We start from the raw sequence: 22,905 nt of genomic DNA, 5'->3' as shown, positions 1-22,905 counted from the left end.
TCAAAAACCCTTCGGACTTTAGTTCAGAGGTTGTTATAAATGCCTTTGTTTTTTTTGATTCCACTGTGTACTGCTTTAGTAACTGGCTATCTATTTAAAAAGCGTACTGATGAAATTGCATACCTTGCGGATGTGTTTGCAGTTATCAGCTTGATTTTGAGTTTGGTGTTAGCACCTTGGCAGATCCAGCTTGTGCTGTTGATTGTTGTACTCATCAGTACGAATAAACTCTTGCGAAAGAATGAGTACAGACAAACTGAAGCTACAGGAAAACCACCAAGATAAACTAAATAATACTGACTACTACGAACTAACTTTTTCTCCAACCTAAATTACTGGGATTGAGTTATGCGTAAGTAAGCGGTCTTGGTTAGGAAGCTCAATTTACTAGGGGATAAATTGCGGTAAACATTAAACAGCAGTCACTACATTTATAATAGGAATGTGTGTACAGTGATAATTATCGCGATTTAAGTAATAAAAAATACTGCATCTGCCAAAGATCATTTATGTACTGACAAAGCAAGGCGATCGCCTCTCTTTTGCTAAAGTTAAGTAGCAACAAAAAGTTTTAGACAACTGAAATATACAACTTGGATGCATATTAGCCGAGCATTACTTAGGGCTTGCTGAATAGAATTGTAATATAGACTAGATAAGGATTTTAAGCCTTTTTCCAACAAACAAGTGCAAGGTCATAACATCTAAAGTCTCAAAACCCTTGCACAATCGTTAGCGATCGCTGGGTAAATTCTGAAACTGAGCGATGAAACAAGTATTTTGTAAGCTGTGTGGCTTCTACATTTGCTTGAGAGACTTATTCAGCAAGCCCTACTTAGTTAACAATAATCCTAGTAGTCGTTGATGTTGCTTTTCTGACCATTACTAACCATACCCAGGACTTTCATTTGAGAAATCTTTAGGTTATCTAAAGCTCGCTCTAGCACCGAGGAATTTGTTTTGTCAATCCTCACCACCAGTAAAATACCATCTGTGTAAGGTGCTAAGAACCTAACATCAGCTAGTCCAAGCAAAGGGGGAGTGTCATAAATCACTAAGTCAAAGCTGTTATGAAAATCTGCCGTTAGTCGCTTCATCTTTTCAGAGGAGAGTAACTTTGTGGGATCAGGCGGTATAGTCCCAGCAGTAATCACAGATAATTGGCTCATAGAAGGTAGTTGGCGGATAACTTCCCCTATTGGCAAATTAGTTGAAATTAAATTACTCAATCCCCACAAGTTATTTAAACCTGATAGAGTGTGAATCTTGGGATGACGCAAATCAGCATCCACAAGTAATACTCGTTGTCCCATTGCTGTAGCTATTTGAGCTAAATGGAAGGCAAGTGTAGACTTACCATCACCAGGCATAGCTGAACTAATGATTACAGAGTTAATCGGGCGATTAGAACTAATCTGTTGAATATTGGTATAAAGTACCCGTAAAGCTTCTAAAAATTTTTCCGAATAGTTGTTGTAGTCTTGCTCTGGTACAACAGCTAACCTAGGAATGTCTTCAAAAAGAGAATTTGGTACTCTTACTACAGGATTTTTGGGCGTGGAAGTGTAGTCTTTATAACTTTGAATTTGCTTTTCAAGGGGAATATTTCCTAACAATGGCAGTTTTACTTTCTCCTTCAGGGCATAGAAATTATGGTAGGTATTATCTAGCTTTTCCATTAATAAGGCGATGCCGATACCTAAAGCTAGACTCGCAATCAGCCCTGGTATCAAATAACGTTTTATCCCAAAATCAGAGATCGGGTTTTCCGGCTTACTTGGTTCCTGAAGTAATTGCCAACCAAGTTCTGTCTGAGATATCTGAATTTGTAGATTTTCGCGGGTAGATAGAAAACGATTTAGACTCTCAGTAGCCACCTGTAACTTTCGCTGTAGTTCAGTGTATTGTCTTGCTAGGATTGGCCATTGTTTGCGCTGTTGTTCAAGTTTTTGCTCTGCTTTGGCAAGCTCTTGGCTTTGCTCTTCTAAAGTCTGAAGCTGAGTTGCTACTTCTGCAAATTTTACACCCAGAATGCGCTGCTCCTCTTGTTTTATCAATGGCAGCAAGCTCTCTCGTTTCTCCTTGAATGTTTTGAGAGTTGGGTTATCATCTTGCAAACGAGTTGACTCTGTAGCAATTTGAACGTCTAATTGTCGTGCCTGCGTAATTAACTGCTGATACAAGGGAGCACTATTCAGTACTGCTAGCTGACCGTTTTTTCCCTGTAGGGTAGCTAAATTGGCGCGAGCTTGCGCTAATTGCTGATTAATTGTTTGCCGTTCCTCAGACAAGGTGTTGACTTGATTAGTAACTTGTCCAACCTGGGTATCTGGATCGATAAAGTCGTACTTTTGACGGAAAATTTGCAGTTCTTTTTGCAGCTGATCAACTCGATTCTGTGTAAATGGTAGTTGTCTTTCAACAAACCGAATTCCCTGACGTAACTTGGTTTGCCGCTTTTCCCGACTGTAGTCTAAATATTCTTTAGCAATTCGGTCTAGTACGAATTTAATTTGCTCTGGATCGTTACTTCGATAGCTAACTTGTATAATTTTGGTTGCATCTAACCGACTAATAGTCAGAGATTTGAGCAGAGAGTTATAGCTGATGTCTGGATAGGAGGCTCGTAACTGCTTAACGATGTTACCCATCAGTTCAGGACTCTTAAGAACCTGAATTTGGCTTTCGTAATCTAGACCAGGCTTGACTAAGTTAGCATCTTTGACAACATCGACTGCATTGGTATCATCATTTACAGGTTCCACTAGTAGATGAAAGTTAGCTTCATATTCTGGTTGTTTCTGATTTAGCGTCAAACTGACAATCACAGTGGCCATCACAGCTATAGTTACCCCAGCAATGACTAGCGATCGCCGCCGTACAATACTCAAAAATTCTGGAAAACTCCAGTTCTCTGTTTGTCTTTCTGTCCACGGAAAAGGTTGAGCCGGAAGAAATGGAGGTACAGAGTTATTAGTGCGATCGGCACTTGAGAATTGAGAAGAATGATTCTCCATTATTGATTAATACTTAGTAATAAGTCAGACAGGATTTGTATAACAGCTTTAGAATTCAAGGTGAGACAGCAACTGAAGTTGGTTTTATTATTAGCTTACGGAGTCACAAGTGACTTAAAATCCTTGTGCATCAATGATTTTAAGTCACTGTAGCAAAACTTGATGTACATCTGTTCTTAACCTTATTGAATCTAATATCAATAGAGCCTTGATTGAAAGTTCAACTGTACTATTGAAACTTACTACTCATCTGCTCCTTTATTTTCAGTATTCACTACTCTTAAATTCTGGCTCTGTATGGTATCAATCCATCCACAGTTGTTACTTTGTAACATTGTCAGTTCTGAAGTCTCTTTTAGATTGTAGCTCTTAGCTGAGCGAGTAATGTTAATTATACTTATGTTTTAAATTATACAGCGTTTTTAAGAGTTATACCTTAGCTAAGTCCCACTCAAACTTCAATTTTATTAAAGTATCATTCAAGTCAAAAAAACAATAACCTTATTAAATTAATCTTTGATAAATCAATTTCGAATAATTAGGTGGGTGTAAATAAAGATAACCTAGAATAATTGCTTTTCAGGCAAAAGTGTCTAGTGCCTCCTCTAAAAAAACACTAACGTTCATAATAAGCGTTTAAGTTTATTCACACCTACATGCTTAATTTTATATACTAGGATTAAATCTTCATTTGGCTTTATAGTCAACACTGTAGAGTCTAAATATATAGTTTCCGCGCTTTTTACAGGGTAGGATATCGAAACCATTACTAAGTTTTGAGATATTGAAAACTAATATTACTAATGGCTAAATAGTTACTCTTATAGACAAGATTTACACTTGAATTACGAGAAACACTGAAAAATTACTAAATATATTTAATAAGTATACAAATTTTTACATAATAAAAATTTATATAAAAAACAATATCTATTGTGTGAAGATTTTGTTTAAGGGCATTTTCAATAGATAAATTTTTCATGAAGTGTAACAGTCGATTTGAAACATTCTTTTCTCGTGGTATTCTAGTAGATAATTACATGTAACAATAAATTTTGAACATAGTTCTCTAGCCAAAAATTATATGTAACAAAAGAAAATTAAATCAAGCTAATACTGAGCAATGTAAAACATCCCAAGTCCGATTCAATCATCGTAAACTCCGAATAGCTAACGTCACTTTAGAATAGTGTTTACTGCCATTAAGATATCTTTTTGGACACTAGTATAGAGTTACGTATAAGCATGTATAGTAATTGACTATCAGATTAAGTAATCTGTCTACAGCTTTTTAATGCCTAATTGTATTTGCCCCTCGTTGTGTTCCTGTGTCTGAGACAAGAAGTTAGCGTATACAAAATTGAATGAGTATAAATTATTATTAGTCAACCTTGTCATTAGCATAGCTTGCAGATAAGTCTGTGAGCCTGTTGAAACTTTTGCCTAAGAGTTGATTATATAGATAAGCCTGGAGCAGATTGAAAATTATTGACTCCTTCAGGTGAGTATTTGTATGTAAATTAATGGCTTGAGCAGTTCAAAGTTATTTTTATCAAAATTTTTACAGCAGGATACAACTGATGAGACTCAATGAATGGATTAATCAAAAACTTTTGCAATCCATTTCTACTCGGTTAGACGTTAAAAATGAGTATTCTCTAAAAACTCAGCAATCTATCAAATTGTCTGTAATTACTCAGTTCTTTCCCCCAGACTACGCTCCTACGGGACAGTTGATTGAAGAACTTGTGAAACAGTTAGGTCAGCAAGGGGTAGATATTGAGGTTTTTACAAGTCAGCCAGGATATGCTTTTCAATCTCATACTGCTCCAGCAGTTGAACGTGCAGGTCGAATCCGAATTCAGCGATCGCGTACTGCTCAACTCTGGCCAGGGCGTATCCGTGGCAAAGCCGTCAATGGTATTCTATATACTTTGCGGGCTGTACTCTATCTACTCCGAGCTTGGCGACGTAGAAATGTATTATTGGTAACTACAGCTCCACCGTTTTTGCCACTTATAGGATATCTGGGTTATCTATTGTTCAGACTTCCCTATGTCTGCATACTTTATGATCTTTATCCTGATATAGCGATCGCTTTAGGAGTAATCTCAAAGCACTACTGGCTGGCGCGGTTATGGCGTGCCATCAACAGACAGATTTGGCTAAAAGCTAAAGGTATTATAGTTCTTAGCCCGGCAATGAAAAAGCAAGTGATAGAAAATTGTCCGCAGATAGCCGATAAGATTTCTGTGATTCACAGTTGGGCAAATCCTGAATTGATTGTGCCAATTGCCAAACAAGAAAACTGGTTTGCTTGGCAGCATAATCTAGTTAAAAAATTTACCGTCCTCTATTCTGGAAATATGGGTCGCTGTCATGATATGTCAACTATCCTAAAAGCTGCCAAGGAACTGCAAGATGAGCCAATTCATTTTGTATGTATTGGGGGTGGAGCTAAACGGGATGAATTGATTCAAGAAGTGAACCAATTAGAACTAAGAAACTTCACATTTTTACCATATCAAGATAAAGATGTGCTGCCCTATTCTCTAACAGCTTGCGACCTGTCATTGGTGAGTGTAGATGCATCTACTGAGAGTTTAGTTGTTCCTAGCAAGCTTTACTCAGCTTTAGCATCTGGACGACCAGTAGCAGTGATTTGCTCAGAAGATTCATATTTAAGACAATTAGTTGCAGAAGCTAATTGTGGCGGCACATTTGACAATGGAGACAGTCGTGCTCTAGCTCAATTTATCCGCTTACTCAGTCGCGATCCACAACTAGGAGAACGAATGGGTAAGGCGGGTCGTCAGTATCTGCGATCGCATTTCACTCCTAAAATTATCTCTCAACAATACCTTGATGTTTTACAACAAGCGATATTGCCTGATGATGTAATAACTATGTCTCAGAGCCAGACAAAATAAGCTTTCGAGAACTTTAAGTTTGACAAAATAAGAATAGATAAATGTGTTCAAGCAGCACAATTAGGCTTTTACTTCAGTTCTCTGAAATAGATTCAATAAGAGTCAGCATCACCATTTATCTTTTCAAGTCTTACTTAGTTACTCTTTCTGTAAACAGAATAATTTCAAGTAGCTAGCTTGTAACCCTTAGAGGCTTAGGCTTTAAATTATCAAAAACCAAGGATTTGTAGAAAGTCTTCGCAAGCAACAGTAGAATTTTTTATTCCTTACTGGATTTCACTAGTACTTTCTCAATGCTTGAATATAAAACTTTAAGCTTAAATGTTGTATTTTGCTCAAGTTGAAATATCAGATTTATGTTGAAAAAACCTTTAGCTATAGAGTTATACTTCATGCCTAATTAAAACAAAAGGAAATGTTTACAAAAGAGCTACAGTCTTAGTAATTGCCTAAACTGACAAGTTTTACAATATTCGTAAAGCTATCTTATTACGTTGTACAAATTTCCATAAACAATATCTAAAAGTTTTATTTTGTTAACATGTTGATTTAGATAAAGAAAACATGAAGCTCACTAAAATATGTTATACTTTGAGTTAGATTGACAAACAAAACAGTAGCTAACTATTTATTAATAAAAGTATCAAAATGTTGGTCATAATGATAAATTTCTAACTTAACCATATTTGTCAATCAGCGTACTCTAATTGAATAGTATTTAATTGTTAATTGTAGGAGATGGGCTTCGATGGTCTTTACGATCTCAGTCCCTCCTAACGTAACCTTCCTTTTTTATTTTCTATTGACTGATACGGGAGGTCGAATTGCAGAGAAGGTGTGACCGAAATCGAAAACGTTCAAAACGTCGTGCTATTTATTGTCCAATTCATGGCTCCTATCTCGATAGTATGAGTCAAAAATATCAAATGTTTGCCGAGAAAGCAGAGCAGTTACAGCAACATGGCATAAATCGGCGTAGTGCGTTGATGCTCGTAGTAACCCAAAGTGCAGTTCCTATAAAGGGAAAGTGGTTAGAAGCTTTCTGGTGTGAGCAATGCCAGCAAACAAAGTGGTATCACATTTGTAAGTGCGATGACGGCACTTATGAAATTTCAGTAGCACCGCCAGAGCTTTGGCAACAGGTAACAGGCGTGATTGCTCCTAATGGAAATCCTTCTGTTGGAGAGTTTACTCGTAGACAAGCACAACTTGTTGGCCATCAAAGCATTAAAGATTTCAAGTTTGTGAGTTAAGCGTTAGAGGCAGTCATTTAATTAATACTTATGAATAATCAAGACATTGCCTCCCAACAAGAGTTGGTGATTGAAGCCGGCCGCACAGAGCGGCAGTATTGGAAAGATTTATGGCGCTATCGTGAGCTTTTATATTTTCTTTCCTGGCGTGATATTTTAGTGCGATACAAACAAACAGCGATTGGCATTTCCTGGGCATTAATCCGACCGTTCTTGACGATGCTAGTGCTGACGTTGGTATTTGGCAAATTAGCGAAATTATCTTCAGGGGGCGCACCATATCCAATTCTAGTGTTTGCCGGTCTGCTACCCTGGCAATTTTTTTCTAATGCCCTGAGTGAGTGTAGCAACAGTCTAATTATCAATACCAACTTAATATCTAAAGTCTACTTTCCACGTCTAATCGTACCCGTCAGTGCTGTAGTTGTCAGCTTTGTAGACTTCATGATTTCCGGCATGATTCTGTTGGGACTAATGGCTTGGTATAATTTTGTTCCCAGTTGGCGTATATTAACGCTGCCATTATTCATAAGCATCGCCTTTGCCGCTTCTATAGGAATAGGGCTGTGGCTGGCAGCGTTAAATGTAGAATATCGAGATTTTCGCTACATTGTGCCCTTTCTTGTGCAATTTGGTATATACATATCACCCGTAGGTTTTAGTAGCAGCATTGTGCCAGAGCAGTGGCGTTTACTGTATTCTGTCAACCCAATGGTGTGCGTGATTGATGGTTTCCGCTGGGCTATTTTAGGTGGAGAGTCAACACTCTACTGGCCTGGATTCACACTATCAGTAGTATTAGTGGCTCTCTCATTTGTAAGTGGCATCTGGTACTTTCGCAAAATGGAGAAAACCTTTGCTGATGTAATTTAGGCGAAATTAGATTGCGTAAACAAGAAGCAGGTTGCCATCAGACATAACCTAATTCCGAAACTAGATTGTTGAACCGTAGAGTTTTAAGATTAGACAGTAGTCCTGAGTGCTGAAAATTCAAGACTACTTTCGAGTAAAGTCCAAAAGCCTTACAAACTTTAAACTTAGAATTACTTAATTAACTGCCTTTATAATTTTTTACTTTGAGGTCATTAAATTATGATACTAAAAAATCTTAAGGAAAAAATCGAGAACAAAGAAGCAAAAATAGGAATTATTGGTCTGGGATATGTAGGTTTACCAATCCTAGTATCTTTTGCCAAAAAAGGTTTTTCAGTGTTAGGTTTTGATATAGACCAACAGAAAATTGATCGAATTCGGGAAGGTCATTCATATATCAAGCACATTCCTTCTGAAAATTTAAAAAATGAATTAATTAATGTCACTAATGATATGTCTCGTTTGGGTGAAGTAGATATCATCATTATTTGCGTTCCCACACCTTTAAACATCCACAGAGAACCTGATTTAACTTATGTGGTTGACACTACCTATGCAATTGCTAATTCCTTAAAAATCGGACAACTTGTAGTTTTAGAAAGTACGACATACCCCGGAACTACAGAAGAGATAATGCTCCCGATTCTTACTAAAAATGGGTTAGTAGTTGGTCAAGAATTTTCACTAGCTTACTCTCCTGAACGTGAAGACCCTGCTAATGAAGATTTTTCTCTAGTCAACGTACCAAAAGTTGTTGGTGGAACAACACCTCTATGCTTGGAACTGGCTCAAGCTATATACAACCAGATTATTATCAAAACCGTTCCAGTCTCTTCAACCAAAACTGCTGAAGCTACTAAAATTTTAGAAAATATTTACCGAGCTGTTAATATCGCTCTTGTAAATGAATTGAAGATTTTATTCCAAAAAATGGATATAGATATATGGGAAGTAATTGAAGCAGCGAAAACCAAACCATTTGGCTTTCATGCATTTTATCCCGGGCCTGGCTGGGGGGGACATTGCATTCCCATCGATCCATTTTATTTAACTTGGAAAGCTAGAGAGTATGACCTCTCTCTTCAATTTATTGAATTGGCTGGTGAAGTTAATACTTTAATGCCTAACTATGTGGTAAACAGGTTGTCATCCGCTCTTAATAACCAATGTAAGCCTTTAAAAAATTCTCGAATCCTAATTTTAGGAGTTGCTTATAAGAAAAATGTAGATGATCAACGCGAAAGTCCTTCTCTAAAAATTATTCAACTTCTGAAGCAGCAAGGTGCTCATGTAGAATATCATGATCCCTATGCTCCAACTTGTGAAAACCATCGTCATTATCCAGAAATAAACTTAAAATCTTTGCCACTAACCAAAGAAAATTTACAAACTTTTGACGCCGTACTCATTGCCACTAACCATGATAATGTTGACTACGAATTAGTGGCAGATAATTCATCATTAATTATTGATACACGCAATATTTTGGCATCAAAAGGTTTAAAAACTGCAAATACTGTGTGTGCTTGAATAACCTGAAGTTTTCCATGAGTTTTTTTGAACATTGCTTGGTAATTTGTGATGAAAGTTGAATCATCTCCTTCTCGGCTACAATTTATCTCATATATAAGTTTATTTGTAAGTATTGGATTCGGGATTGTAGGACAATTGCTGATGAAACATACCATGAGCAATAATCAACTTGATGGATTCTTTACTTGGCAATTTATTCAGCAATTAGTTCTAGCTCTGACTATTTATAGTTTGGGGATAGTTAATTGGATATTTGCTTTACGAGTTGTCAAACTGAGTATTGCTTATCCTCTAACTAGCTTAAACTACGTCGGAATATTATTAGGTTCATACTATTTTTTTGATGAAAGAGTTACCTGGATTCGAGTAGTTGGAGTGATTATGATTTTTATTGGAGTTCTCTTGGTAGCCATTCCATTTAAAAATCGCAGACATCTTAAAGGAGGAGCTAGCTGAAACTGATGGTTAATCGCATAAAAGGTATTTAAAAATGAACATAATGCCTTGGTTGATATTAATGCTTGTGGTTGTACTAGGTACAACAGGACAGTTATCACTGAAGTATGCATTTAATGCTTCTACTACTAAAGGAACAAGTATGTCTATGCGAGATCTTTTACTTTCTCGCTATTTTTGGATTTGGTTTATTTCCTATGTAGTTGTGACTATATTGTGGCTTGTTGTCTTGCGGACTATTCCTTTAAGTCAGGCGTTTCCAGCACTAGGATTAACATTTGCTTTGGTGCCGCTGGCATCTCATCATTATCTGAGTGAAAAGGTTGTATTTAGCCAGTGGTTGGGAATAGTCATCATTATTAGTGGTGTAGTACTTGTTGTACAAAAATAATTGGATATACCAATTGTTAATTAACTCTGAAAATTTGATTTTTTACTAAGATTTTCCAAGCTTATGTCTCAAAGAATTTTGGTTACGGGAGTTGCAGGCTTTCTAGGTTCACACTTGCTAGATAGGCTTTTAGCATCAGGCCATCATGTGGTTGGTATTGATAACCTCTCAATGGGAAAATTAGATAATATTGCTGGGCATTTAACAAATAAAGCATTCCAATTTCTCCAGAAAGATGTTACAGAAAAAGCCACATTTGATAACTTGGACAACATCGATTGTGTTGTACACCTTGCTGCTTTCAAAATTCCTCGTTATGGAAAAGCTATTGATACTCTAAAAATTAATTATCAGGGTACAGAAAATGTTTTAGAGTTAGCCCGAAAGCTAAATTGTAAATCTGTACTCGCCTCTACTTCTGATGTATATGGTCGTAACCCGAAACTACCTTTTAACGAGGACGATAATTCAGTTATTGGCTCATCCAAAGTAGCTCGTTGGAGCTATGCAGTATCTAAGCTATTCGACGAACATTTAGCTTTTGCTTATCAAGATAGCTATGGGATTCCAGTTGTACTTCTGCGGTTTTTTGGTTCCTATGGGCCGCGTCATCACCTATCTTGGTGGGGTGGGCCGCAGTCTGTGTTTATAGAACAAGTATTAAATGATGGAGAAATTACTATTCATGGTGACGGACTGCAAACCCGTAGTTTTACTTATGTGAGCGATACTGTTGCGGGTATTTATGCTGCGATTACAAAACCTGAAGCTAATGGAGAAATTTTCAATATTGGTAGTAATCATGAAATTACCATCATCGATTTAGCTAAAACAATAAAAAAGTTAAGCAACACCCCTGAAGAACTCAAATTAAAATTTATCCCCTATGAATCTTTTACAGGTGGCAAATATGAAGATGTTAGACGGCGCGTACCTGATAGTAGCCGCTGTGAGCAAATTCTTAATGTTAAAGCTGAAGTTGGATTAGAAGAAGGGTTATCTCGCGCTATTGCATGGCATCGTAGTCTCGGTATCTATAAATACTAAAACTTTCTTGAATGCGAAAGATAGTGCGTCACAAATCCAAGTAACGTGCTATATAATAACAAATCAATAATAAAAATCGAGTTTTTACTCTACTTTAAAATATATGAATATTGGGATTATCGGCGGCGGAATGATGGGGCTAGCTTTAGCTTATCGTCTTTCGCAGCAAGGTCATAAAATAACTGTCTTTGAGAGCAACAAGCAACTCGGTGGACTCACCACTCATTATGATTACGGCCCCTTTGTCTGGGATCGTTTTTATCATGTTATCCTACCGTCAGATACTGACTTAATCAATTTTATTAAGGAGATTGGACTTGGGGACAAGCTGCGTTGGCGTCCAACTCTTACAGGATGCTATATAGATCAGAAACTGTATTCGATTAGTAACACTATAGAATTTCTACTCTTTCCGCCGCTGACTATTATCGGAAAGCTGCGCTTGGCAATCACTCTGTTGTATGGTTCACGGATTAAAAACTGGCTTAAACTTGAAAAAATTCCTGTTGAAGATTGGCTTTTGAAACTTTCGGGCAGAAATACATACGAAAAGCTTTGGAAACCTTTACTGTTAGCCAAAGTTGGGGAAAACTACAAGCGTGTCTCAGCTGTCTTTATTTGGGCTTATATCAAGCGCTTGTTTTCAGCCCGTGATTCATCTTTGCATAAAGAACAACTTGGTTATGTTGAGGGCGGTTATAAAACTGTTTTTGATCAATTAGAAAAATTAATTAGCGCTGCTGGCGGTAATATCTGCACAGGTGCGACAGTTGAATACATTGCACCTAGTACGGAGGGTGGAATGTGGATTGAGCACAATGGTGTAAAAGAGCATTTTGATAAAGCAATTTTTACTGGGCCAGTCAATCTTCTGGAACATATTACTGCCCCAGATTTGGTAAATATCGCAGGTACAAGCGATAAAGTTGAATATTTAGGTGTCATTTGCATGGCACTAATTACCCGTAAGGCATTAGTTCCTTATTACGTAGTGAATCTTGCAGACCAACGTATTCCCTTTACAGGAGTAATTGGGATGAGTAATTTAGTTTCCTTGCAGGAAACAGCAGGACTACACATCACCTATTTTCCAAAATACATACATTTTAAAGACCCTCTTTTTGAAAAATCCGATGATGAATTACGAAAGGTGTTTTTCCAAGGACTACGTTTGATATTCCCAGATATCAATACAGACGACATCGTAGTAGCACACATTAATCGCGCCACTAAAATCCAACCGCTACAAGTTTTAAACTATTCAAGATTGGTTCCAAAAATTATCACCGAACATGAAGACTTTTTGATCCTTAATAACTCACAGTTCGTAAGTGACACACTTAATAACAATACAGTTGTCAATCATGTGAACGAATTCATGAAAAAATCATTTCTATAATTAAAAAAATCTAGCTGGATAATCTAAGTTATGACAGTGCGATCGCTATTTAATTTCGTCATGAAAATTGTTAGGAAACCTTAGATAATTACTATAGATAAACTAATAAGATAAAAAGAAAAATGCCTTATACTGCTAAGTCTGACGTGACTACAGTTAAAAAAATTCAGCTAAAAATATTTTCACATATTGATCCCTGGTTAGTTTCTGTACTTACCTGTTTTACTTTACTAGCTTGGGCCAATTGGGGCAAGGTGTCGAATCCAATCATGGATTTTAGTCGCGAAGTCGAAATACCTGCTCGTCTGGTAGATGGACAATTGCTTTATCGCGATGCATCAACCTACTATGGCCCACTTGGCTACTATGCCAATGCACTGGCACTATTGGTTTTTGGACACCGTTTAGAAGTATTTTATGTAGTGGGACTAGTTTTAGGGTTGGTAACGACATTACTGTTTTATCGCTTGGCAAAGCGGTTAACTGATACTCGTTGGGCAGCACTCTCTACTATCTGCATGTTGCTTTACTGCGCCATAGGCCCGGGGTTATTTAATTTTATAGTGCCTTATAGTTATGGGGCAGTCTATGCAACAGTATTATGCTTATTAGCGGTTACTTTTCTTGATTACTATACATGTAAAGGGCAGATTAAATGGCTAGTAGTAGCTGCGATCGCCTGTGGATTAGCTGGGCTTGCCAAACAAGAATATGGAGTTGCCGCACTGGGAGGAGTGTTAGTCGGCGCTAACCTCTACTTTCCTCAAAACTTCAGAACCAGAGTTACACGTAGTTTACTTGTGCTTGCAGTAGCATCTGCCTGCACTTTCTTACCCCTTGCCTTACTTGCTCAACAAGTTTCATGGGAAAAGTTGTACTTATCTCTGTTCCCAATCCCCAAAGCGGATTTTTTAAAGCAAAGCACTCTCTTTCAGGTTTCACCAGCCAAAACTCTTCGTCATTGGTTTGCTACTTTTAGGCATTTTTTTGCCGCTTCAGTATTAATTTTGTTATCAGTAGCAGCTGCTAATTGGATTTCAAAACTTAAGTTTATCCACAACTTCAAAAAATTCAGGTTCTTTGTAGAAATTTTGGTGGGTGTTGCTCTTGCATGGATAAGTTTGAGCTTTCTAGGATGGGTATGCCAATTTATTCCCTACTTTAACTTTCTACACTCTATTAACGATATTGTTTTTCATCCTCTTAGAGATATGTCTTGGTGCTTACCAGTATTTGTAGGATGGTTTGCTCTTAACCGACCACAATCACCCCAATATAAACATGCACCACTTCTATGGACATTGCTAGTTTTCTCGCTTTTACTAAACGCCCGCTGGCTATTTTACATCAACTTCTACGGACTTTATGCTACGCCAGTGGTGCTCTTATTTTTCACACTGCTTTACTATTTAACTCAACGGGTTAGAGGAGTAGTGTGGCGTTACTTACTGGTTTGTCTGGTCATCGGTGGCAGTATGAACTTAGGCTCTCTAGCACAGTATCATTATGCAGTTAACTCATCTTATGGAACTTTCTACACATGGAATGCAACCCTTGCCAGCAGCTTCAACCAAACTATACAAGCTATCAATTCTTCCAAAGCAACCTCAGTACTAGTTTTACCTGAAGGCTCGATACTATCTTTTATGACAGCCACTCGCTCACCAAGTCGAATAATTACTTTTCAACCAATAGCCCTCTTAGGTTCTGAAGCTCAGCAAGACTTCCTTGCCAGCATGAAGATAAACCCTCCCGAATTAATTGTTTTTGTTGACATGCTTTTTCGGGAGTGGGGTTATGAAAACTACGCTGAATTTAACCCGCTTGTTAGCAATTGGATTACACAGCAACATCGATTGACTCATACCTTTCCTATTCCTGTCTTTCCTGAAGGTGAGGGTTTTATTCGTATTTACTCTCGCAATTAATATGTTGCTGATTTCTTTGCTCTGGATTGCAAAGAAGAAATTTCTCAAATGTTAACCAACATTCTCATCATTCGCGTAATCGACTACCAGAACTATTAATTTTGTACAAATTGTTAGACATTGTACTTATTTTTTACATCCAACTCTAGTCAGTTGCTTTAGTTCAAAAGTACATCGTCAGCTTCTCGTATTGATTCCAAATGTTTAATTTAGTTACCGCTAGTTAACTTTTGTAGAATTTTCAAAAATTAATGATTTCCAAGTTGGATCACGCGAATAAGGAGTCACTCAAAAAACATATTCTCAGTCACAAAACAGAAAATTCTTATGACTAATCAACATGACTTTTCCGAGCAGGAAATGCTAATGGCTCAAGCTCAAACACAGCAAACGGTATTTACTAATCAGGTGCCGAGTAATCCAAATGCCAGTGATAGTGGCACTTCTTATGAACTGGGGATGAATTTCCGCAGCACCAGTGCAGGACAGATTACTGCAATTCGCTATTGGAAAGCGCCTAGTGAGACTGGCAGCCATGTTGGTAAAATCTGGGCAGCAACAGGTGGCACTCCATTAGCAACAGTTACTTTTACTAATGAGACAGCTTCGGGATGGCAACAGCAAGCTCTGAATACTCCAGTTAACATTCAAGCCAACACAACCTACGTTGTTAGTGTCAATAGCAATAGTTATTTCTCACTGACTTACGATCAATTGGCAACACCAATTGTTAATGGTGTTCTCAGTTCCGTTGCTGATGGCAACAATGGAGCATTTGGTAGTCCTAATAACTTCCCAAACAATTCCTTTCGGAACAGCAACTATTTCCGTGACCTAGTTTTTACTGCCAATGGTATACCGACGATCGCCAAAGTCAGCGGCGATAATCAAACAGGTACAGCGGGAACTGCTTTATCTAATCCCTTGGTTGTGGAAGTCAAAGACGCTTCCGGTAATGCTCAATCAGCAGTCACAGTCAACTTTGCAGTTACTAGCGGCGGTGGTTCAGTTTCACCAACTAGCGCGGTAACTAATGCCAGTGGTCAAGCAAGTACTGTACTCACTTTGGGAACTACACCTGGAGCGATAAATCCTGTTACAAACACAGTAAGTGCAACGGCATCTAGTATCGGCAGCCTCACCTTCACTGCTACTGCTAATCCTGCGGGACAAACCAATAATCAAACCGTTTTTACAAATCAGGCGCCAACTAATCCAGATGCTACTGACAGCACCTCTTATGAACTGGGGATGAAGTTCCGTAGCGCCAATGGAGGACAAATTACGGGAATCCGTTTTTGGAAAGCGGCTAGCGAAACTGGTACTCATATTGGCAAAATCTGGGCAGCAACAGGTGGCATTCCTTTGGCAACTGTTACTTTCGCTAATGAAACGGCATCAGGTTGGCAAGAGCAGCTTTTAGACGCACCACTAACCATTAATTCCGGCACTACTTATGTAGTATCTGTTAATGCTAACTCTCATTTTGTTCTTTCTTACGGTGGATTAGCAAGCTCTATTACTAATGGGGATCTCAGTTCAGTTGCGGATGGGTCTAATGGTGTGTACGGTAGTATCAATTCTTTCCCTACTAGTTCCTACCAAAATAGTAATTATTTCCGCGACATAGTATTCCTTGTTGCCAGTGGTATCGTCAAGGTAAGTGGTGATAATCAAAGCGCTACGGTTGGTACTACCTTACCCAATCCATTAGTAGTGAAAGTTAGAGCTTCTGGTGGCAATTCACAATCAGGAGTCACAGTTAACTTTGAAGTGACTACTGGCGGTGGTTCAGTTTCGTCCACCAGCGTACTCACCGATGCCAATGGTCAAGCAAGTACTAACCTAACTGTAGGAGCTATACCTAGTGGCCCAAATAATGCTGTTATTGTTACTGCCACAGCTGTTGGCATTGGTAGTGTCACTTTTAGCGCCAAAGCCAGTCCGGTAAATGCTAATGCCATTTATTTAGAAAACCAAAGATCTGGCACTACAAATTGGAAACTCACTAACCAAGCTATCAATGAAATTGCTGGCTATGCGACGGCAACTAGTGTCAACAAGGGCGGCAGCATAGACTTTAAAGTTTCTGTGGCACAAGCGGGAACACCGTTCACCATTGACGTCTACCGTTTAGGTTACTACGGAGGCCAAGGGGGGCGGTTAATGTTGAGCAGCGGTACGCTCAATGGAGTCACTCAACCTGCGCTTACACTCAGAGATCCAAATACCCGTCTCTACGATGGTAGTAATTGGACAACTTCCTACACCTTAGCAGTGGGAAGTGACTGGGTAAGTGGTTTGTACATTGCCAAGCTGACCCACCAAAGTGGCAAACAGGCACATATTTGGTTTGTTGTCCGTCATGATGCTAGCACCTCTAACATCTTGTTCCAGAGTAGCTTTACCACCTTCTTGGCTTATAACAAGATGAGCAATCATAGCACGTACGGATACAATAGCCTGGGTGGTCAAACAGCATCAAAGGTTTCCTACGATGTACCATTTGCCGCAGCGAGTAACCTAATTGCTACTGATGAATTCAACACCATGCTGCAATACGAGTACAATATGGTGCGGTGGCTAGAATCGCAGAGTTATGATGTATCCTATGTAACTAATATCGATGTTCATACTAACTCGCAGTTACTACAGCAGCATAAAGTGTTCTTGTCAGTTGGTCATGACGAGTACTGGTCATTAGAGGAGCGTATTAATATTGAACAAGCTCGTGATGGGAGTCAGCCAGTTAACATAGCATTTTTCACAGCTAATACAGCTTTTTGGCGAGTGCGATTTGAGAACTCGAATAGTGGTCAACCTAATCGGGTGATGGCATGTTACAAAGAAAACTGGTCGCAAGATCCTGTAGCACAAACCAACAAATTCCGTAGCCCGCAGAATAATAAACCGGAAAACGCACTGCTGGGAGTAATGTACACAGGCGCTAGAAGTAACCGCTTTGGCGGGTATGATTTTGTAGTTACTAATAGTTCAGATCCTTACTACGCCAATACAAATCTTAGCAACGGTGACACCTTAAGTATGTTGGTAGGTTTTGAATGGGATGCAGTGATCAACAATGGCTCTACTCCAAACGGATTAGTCGTTCTATCAGAATCGCCAGTTGAGCCAGTAGGAGCGGATCAAGATCTGCCTTCAGGAACGAATTACTTTATATCAAATGCAGTCCGATACACTGCTGCTAGTGGTGCCAAGGTTTTTGCCACTGGCTCCATTCAATGGATGTGGGGGCTAGACAGCTATGACATTCAGACACCACGAGAAGATATTCGTGTTAAACAGATTGCTGTTAATGTCCTAGCAGATATGGGTGCTAAACCCCAAACACCAGATGCAAACATAATTGTGCCTTGAAAAAATGTAAAGAGGCTGGCAAGTTAGTGCCAGCCTTCACATAGTGCCTTTGACTATTGAGCAAAGGCTAGAGTTTTTGATACAAAACCACTGATTAGAGGATTGTGAGTTATGAATTTAATAGTCAAACGCCGCAGATTTGGCCAGATGGCGATCGCTAGTGCTGCGACAACTGCGATCGCTAATTTAGCAGGTAAAACTATGGCGCAACAAAGCGAATCAGTTATTTATGGTTTTAATTTAGGTAGCATCGGCAACACTGTTTTAAGTAGTACCACCAACGCTATTTCAGATAAGGCAGACCTGATTAATTTAAGCAACTCCACTGGAGAAATGATTGTCACGGCTTTAAATCCCTTGAGTGCTAAGGTAAATTCGACTGTTAAGCTTGTATCCAAAACAGTAGAAAACCAAAGTATACGTGTTGAAATCGATCAGAAAGCCGTGTCTGCACCGAGAAATCGTTTAACCAGTGTTACCCCTGTATCAAAGGGTGGTTTCATTATTTGTTGTGTAGTTAGCTCACGACAAGGCGATATCAATCGGTTAAGCTTCGTTGAATCTCAATCCTCAAGTCCCAAATCTTTGTCAATGGGGATTAAAAGAGGTCTGAAAATATCTGGATTTACTACGAAAAATAGTACAGTTGAAAACCTGTTATTAACTAAAGAGAACCAGTTAATTAGTGTAATTAGTCACTATGGGGGTCTTCCACCTTTTGAGATAGTATTAATCGATCTTAAAACAGGCAGAATCAGACCTGGCGCTGAATTGAGTTTACCAGACTTACCATCAGATCAACGGTTAAGTAATCTTACTCAAGCTCCAAATGGAAAATTTTATGCAACCATTCTTGATCGCGATAATAGCACAACTTTAGTACAGCTCGATCCGCAAAAAAAATCGATCCTTACTGGTAGATTATTGATTACCAAAGTGATGCCATTAAATTACAATAACGAGCCTTTGGTGAATGACTTACTGAGTTTAACGTTTTCTCCATCTGGTCAACTATTTGCGCTTGCTAATCCGAAAAATGAGAAAAATAATTCTATATTCAAGATAGATATTAATGACGTAAAAACAGGAAAAATGCAACTGATAGGAGGAGTTTCAGTCAATAAAATTTGCTTCGCACGTTAGGTGAATTCAGTAAAACAATATTAACTAAATTCTGTTTTTAAATGATGCATTTATAACCTCTCAAATTTCTTGAGAGGTTATAAATGCTAAAGCGGAAAATCAATCTATCTCAATTCCTACATTTTGTGAGTTTTCTCATGAGGAAAGAAAGCTCATAAAACTTAACATTAATTCCAACAACAACTTCCCTTAATTTAGAAGCTGAAAAAAATGAATTTAAAATCCCAAGAATATGAAAACTCACAGAAGAAACAATCAGTAAGCATTATCATTCCATGCTTTAATGAATCTGAAGGTGTTGAACCCTTAAAGAAAAAATTGCTCCCTGTTTTAGCGAAGTTACGTTCTGTTAGAAGAATTGAAGTTATTTGTGTTGACGATGGTAGTACTGATGATACCTTTTTGAAGTTACAGAAACACTTAGGACAACATGCTCAAATATTAAGTCATCAAACAAACAGAGGACTTTCGGCAGCTATACAGACTGGGGTACTATACTCAACAGGTAATATTATCTGCACTATAGATAGTGACTGCACTTACGATCCTCAAGATCTTGCGGGTCTTTTGGATTTAATGCGTGGTGGTGTAGATATTGTTACAGGCTCACCATATCATCCCCAAGGGGGAATAAACAATGTTCCTGGCTGGCGTTTATTTCTCAGTAAAGGTTTGTCTCAGCTTTATCAAATAGTCTTACCGCAAAAGCTCTACACATATACCAGCATGTTTCGTGCTTACCGTCGGGAAGTCTTGGAAAATATACCAGTCAATTATCCAGGATTTCTCGGTCTAGTAGAAATTGTGGCAGAAGCAATGTTACAAGGATATAAAGTTGCAGAATATCCTTCAAAATTGAGTCGCCGAGAGTTTGGGCAGTCAAAGCTGCGTGTAACAAGAGTTATTTGGAGTCACATAAAGTACATTGTTAGGCTAATTCTCCGACAAGCTTTCAAACCAAAAAAAGTCTGGTTACAACGACATAAATACACCACTAAAAATAACTTATGAAAATCGTTACGATATTAGGAGCAAGACCGCAATTTATTAAAGCATCTGTAGTCAGCAATGCTTTGAAACATGCTGGAATTGACGAAATTCTTATCCATACAGGTCAGCATTTTGATTCCTTAATGTCTGATATTTTTTTCCAAGATTTAGCCTTACCTGTACCTCACCATCACTTGAACATTCATAGTTTGAATCATGGGGCAATGACAGGTCGAATGATGGAGAAAATAGAGGAACTTTTACTTGAACAAGAACTTCCTGATTGGGTATGTGTTTATGGAGATACTAATTCTACATTGGCAGGTGCTTTAGTCGCTGCAAAGTTACATATTCCGCTGGCTCACATAGAAGCAGGGCTGCGAAGTTTTAATCGGCAAATGCCCGAAGAAGTAAATCGAGTTGTCACAGATCATTTGGCTCAACTTCTTTTAGTACCAACGCCACTAGCGGTTCAATGCCTCCAAAAAGAAGGAGTTTCTCAAGGTGTTCATCTCGTTGGCGATGTAATGATGGATGCAATCCTAACTTATAAGCAAAAGGCGAAACAGACTTCTGACATTTTGGCAAAATATCAACTGCGTCCAGAAAAGTTTTACTTAGCAACAATACATCGACCTAGTAACACAGACGAGCAATATCGCCTTAGTGCTATTATCGAAAGTCTCGCCACATTAGATTATCCGGTTGTGTTTCCAATGCATCCTCGGACAACTGCTCAAATTCAAGCAATGGATCTAGAGCGCTACTTTGCACTGAATTCTATTATTGCTATTCCGCCCGTTAGTTATTTGGATATTTTGATGTTGGAAAGTTTCTGTAAAGCTGTAATTACGGATTCTGGCGGTATTCAAAAGGAAGCTTATATTCTGGGACGTCCATGCTTCACAATGCGTGATGAAACAGAATGGAAAGAAACCGTGGAAGTAGGCTGGAACCATCTGGTACAACCTGAGACGTTACATAGTGCGATCGCTAATTTTACTCCGCCCACAGAAGCTCCTACACTATATGGTAATGGCGATGCTGCTACCCAAATAGCAGAACTGTTCCTTGCTTCATCTTAAATGCTATTTCTATAGCTGCGAACACATATCAAAAGAGTAGTTATTAAGGAAAATTTCATCATTTAACAGCATACAGTATACTTAGTAAAACCAGAGCTTATTTTGGATTGTCATATCAAATTAGTATTGTAAATTTAAAAAAAAAGGAAAGACTGCGTGTCTGACACTGTAATTAGAGTTGAAAATATTAGCAAAAAATATATTCTAAATCATCAGTATGAAGGGAGAAAATACAAGGCTTTAAGGGATGTAATTGCAAATGGAGCAAAGTCGATAAGTAAAAAATTGCTTAACAATTATGAAAAAGGAAAGTTTAAGCAAAACCATGAAGAATTTTGGGCTTTAAAAGATATTTATTTTGAAATTAAGCAAGGAGACAGAGTTGGCATTATTGGTCGTAACGGAGCAGGAAAATCAACTTTATTGAAAATTCTAAGCCGAATTACAGAACCGACGAGCGGTAGAATTTCAATTAAAGGACGAGTCGCAAGCTTGTTAGAAGTAGGCACAGGCTTTCATCCAGAGCTGACGGGTAGAGAAAATATTTATCTTAACGGTGCTATTTTAGGAATGAGCAAAGTTGAGATTAAACGTAAGTTTGATGAAATTGTTGATTTTGCAGAAGTAGAAAAATTTTTAGATACTCCTGTTAAACGCTTCTCTTCAGGGATGTATGTGCGGTTGGCGTTCGCAGTAGCGGCACACTTAGAACCAGAGATTTTGATTGTGGATGAAGTGCTAGCAGTAGGGGATATCCAATTTCAGAAAAAATGCTTAGGCAAAATGGATGATGTTGGGAAAGAAGGGCGAACCGTTTTATTTGTGAGTCATCAGATGTCTACTATTGAAAAGTTATGCTCACAAACTATTATGTTAAATTTAGGCAGCATTCAATATATTGGTGATACAAAATCAGCAATTAATTTATATTTAAGAGATTTAGAAACACAAGCAAAAGATGTCAAAATTTCAGAATTAAACCGTTCTGGTACAGGAGATATTAGAATTACTAACTTCTCTCTCGAAGACTCCCTTGGTAATCTTCTAATGTCGGCAGCATCAGGAGAAGACTTAGTTCTTGTTTTCCACTATCGGATGCTTAGAGATAAACTAATTAAAAATGTTAGTGTTGGTTTTTCTCTACATAATCTTTCTGGAGAAAGAATTTCACTACTTTATAGTGATTATGTTGGCACTACATTTTCGGACATTCCTGAGATAGGTAAGTTTAAATGCAAAATTAAAGATTTACCCTATGCTAATGGTAGATATTTTGTTGCAGTTAGAATTTTAGCCAATGGGATTGAAGCTGATTGGCCTAGAGATTTTATTGGTTGTATTGATGTTGACGCTGGCGATTTTTATCGCACAGGAATTTCTGGTCATAGTGGCACAGGAACACTCTTAATTCGGGGTGACTGGCAAGTAGAGGCAACCTAAAAATTGGCTAAAGCAAAAAGTATATTTTTTATGTTTTTAAAA

General features: G+C 38.2%; 16 protein-coding genes. 15 read left to right on the top strand and 1 reads right to left on the bottom strand.

Translation table 11 applies throughout. From position 1 onward, the window contains the following. Positions 1 to 39: 39 nt before the first annotated feature. A complete protein-coding gene (locus IQ246_RS01460) occupies positions 40 to 285 on the top strand; it encodes a hypothetical protein (RefSeq protein WP_193999433.1) in 246 nt (81 codons plus the stop codon). A 566-nt stretch (positions 286 to 851) separates the two neighbouring features. Here the strand turns inward: IQ246_RS01460 and IQ246_RS01455 are convergent. Next, positions 852 to 3,017 (bottom strand): polysaccharide biosynthesis tyrosine autokinase, encoded by a 2,166-nt coding sequence (locus tag IQ246_RS01455; RefSeq protein ID WP_193999431.1) that lies wholly within the window; start codon positions 3,015 to 3,017, stop codon positions 852 to 854. Between the two features lie 1,580 nt (positions 3,018 to 4,597). On the opposite strand from IQ246_RS01455, the gene IQ246_RS01450 reads away from it, so the two are divergent. The 14 genes from IQ246_RS01450 (at position 4,598) to IQ246_RS01385 (ending at position 22,863) form a co-directional block, all read left to right on the top strand. Then, a complete protein-coding gene (locus IQ246_RS01450; protein WP_193999429.1) occupies positions 4,598 to 5,947 on the top strand; it encodes a glycosyltransferase family 4 protein in 1,350 nt (449 codons plus the stop codon). A gap of 824 nt (positions 5,948 to 6,771) precedes the next feature. Beyond that, positions 6,772 to 7,200 (top strand): hypothetical protein, encoded by a 429-nt coding sequence (locus tag IQ246_RS01445; protein ID WP_193999427.1) that lies wholly within the window; start codon positions 6,772 to 6,774, stop codon positions 7,198 to 7,200. 30 nt (positions 7,201 to 7,230) lie between these two features. Then, positions 7,231 to 8,073, top strand: a complete 843-nt coding sequence (locus IQ246_RS01440; protein ID WP_193999425.1) for an ABC transporter permease — start codon at positions 7,231 to 7,233, stop codon at positions 8,071 to 8,073. Between the two features lie 219 nt (positions 8,074 to 8,292). Continuing rightward, positions 8,293 to 9,603 (top strand): nucleotide sugar dehydrogenase, encoded by a 1,311-nt coding sequence (locus tag IQ246_RS01435; RefSeq protein WP_208491958.1) that lies wholly within the window; start codon positions 8,293 to 8,295, stop codon positions 9,601 to 9,603. A gap of 51 nt (positions 9,604 to 9,654) precedes the next feature. Then, positions 9,655 to 10,062: an EamA family transporter gene (locus IQ246_RS01430; RefSeq protein WP_193999423.1), complete on the top strand. Its 408-nt coding sequence runs from the start codon at positions 9,655 to 9,657 to the stop codon at positions 10,060 to 10,062. Between the two features lie 34 nt (positions 10,063 to 10,096). Then, positions 10,097 to 10,453, top strand: a complete 357-nt coding sequence (locus IQ246_RS01425) for a multidrug resistance protein (RefSeq protein WP_193999421.1) — start codon at positions 10,097 to 10,099, stop codon at positions 10,451 to 10,453. A gap of 63 nt (positions 10,454 to 10,516) precedes the next feature. Further along, entirely contained in the window at positions 10,517 to 11,500 is a 984-nt protein-coding gene (locus IQ246_RS01420) for an NAD(P)-dependent oxidoreductase (protein WP_193999419.1), read from the top strand. A 103-nt stretch (positions 11,501 to 11,603) separates the two neighbouring features. Next, positions 11,604 to 12,899, top strand: coding sequence for an NAD(P)/FAD-dependent oxidoreductase (locus IQ246_RS01415; protein WP_193999417.1), 1,296 nt, complete (start codon positions 11,604 to 11,606; stop codon positions 12,897 to 12,899). A gap of 269 nt (positions 12,900 to 13,168) precedes the next feature. Continuing rightward, on the top strand, positions 13,169 to 14,827 hold the full coding sequence (locus IQ246_RS01410) for a glycosyltransferase family 39 protein (RefSeq protein ID WP_193999416.1): 1,659 nt from the start codon (positions 13,169 to 13,171) through the stop codon (positions 14,825 to 14,827). Between the two features lie 366 nt (positions 14,828 to 15,193). Continuing rightward, entirely contained in the window at positions 15,194 to 18,205 is a 3,012-nt protein-coding gene (locus IQ246_RS01405) for a N,N-dimethylformamidase beta subunit family domain-containing protein (RefSeq protein ID WP_208491962.1), read from the top strand. Between the two features lie 147 nt (positions 18,206 to 18,352). After that, on the top strand, positions 18,353 to 19,348 hold the full coding sequence (locus tag IQ246_RS01400; protein WP_193999412.1) for a hypothetical protein: 996 nt from the start codon (positions 18,353 to 18,355) through the stop codon (positions 19,346 to 19,348). Between the two features lie 210 nt (positions 19,349 to 19,558). Next, the gene (locus IQ246_RS01395) at positions 19,559 to 20,359 is read left to right on the top strand and encodes a glycosyltransferase family 2 protein (protein ID WP_193999410.1); all 801 of its coding nucleotides are present in this window, start codon (positions 19,559 to 19,561) and stop codon (positions 20,357 to 20,359) included. After that, positions 20,356 to 21,423 carry a non-hydrolyzing UDP-N-acetylglucosamine 2-epimerase gene (wecB, locus tag IQ246_RS01390; protein ID WP_193999408.1) on the top strand — a complete coding sequence of 356 codons (1,068 nt, stop codon included), beginning with the start codon at positions 20,356 to 20,358 and terminating at the stop codon, positions 21,421 to 21,423. The genes IQ246_RS01395 and wecB overlap by 4 nt, the downstream gene beginning before the upstream one ends. Before the next feature lie 156 nt (positions 21,424 to 21,579). Continuing rightward, complete coding sequence (locus tag IQ246_RS01385) at positions 21,580 to 22,863, top strand: ABC transporter ATP-binding protein (RefSeq protein WP_193999407.1); 1,284 nt, start codon at positions 21,580 to 21,582, stop codon at positions 22,861 to 22,863. Positions 22,864 to 22,905 lie beyond the last annotated feature (42 nt).

It is taken from the genome of aff. Roholtiella sp. LEGE 12411 (assembly GCF_015206995.1).
GTDB lineage: Bacteria > Cyanobacteriota > Cyanobacteriia > Cyanobacteriales > Nostocaceae > Komarekiella.
This window is presented reverse-complemented; position numbering and strand designations above follow the sequence as displayed.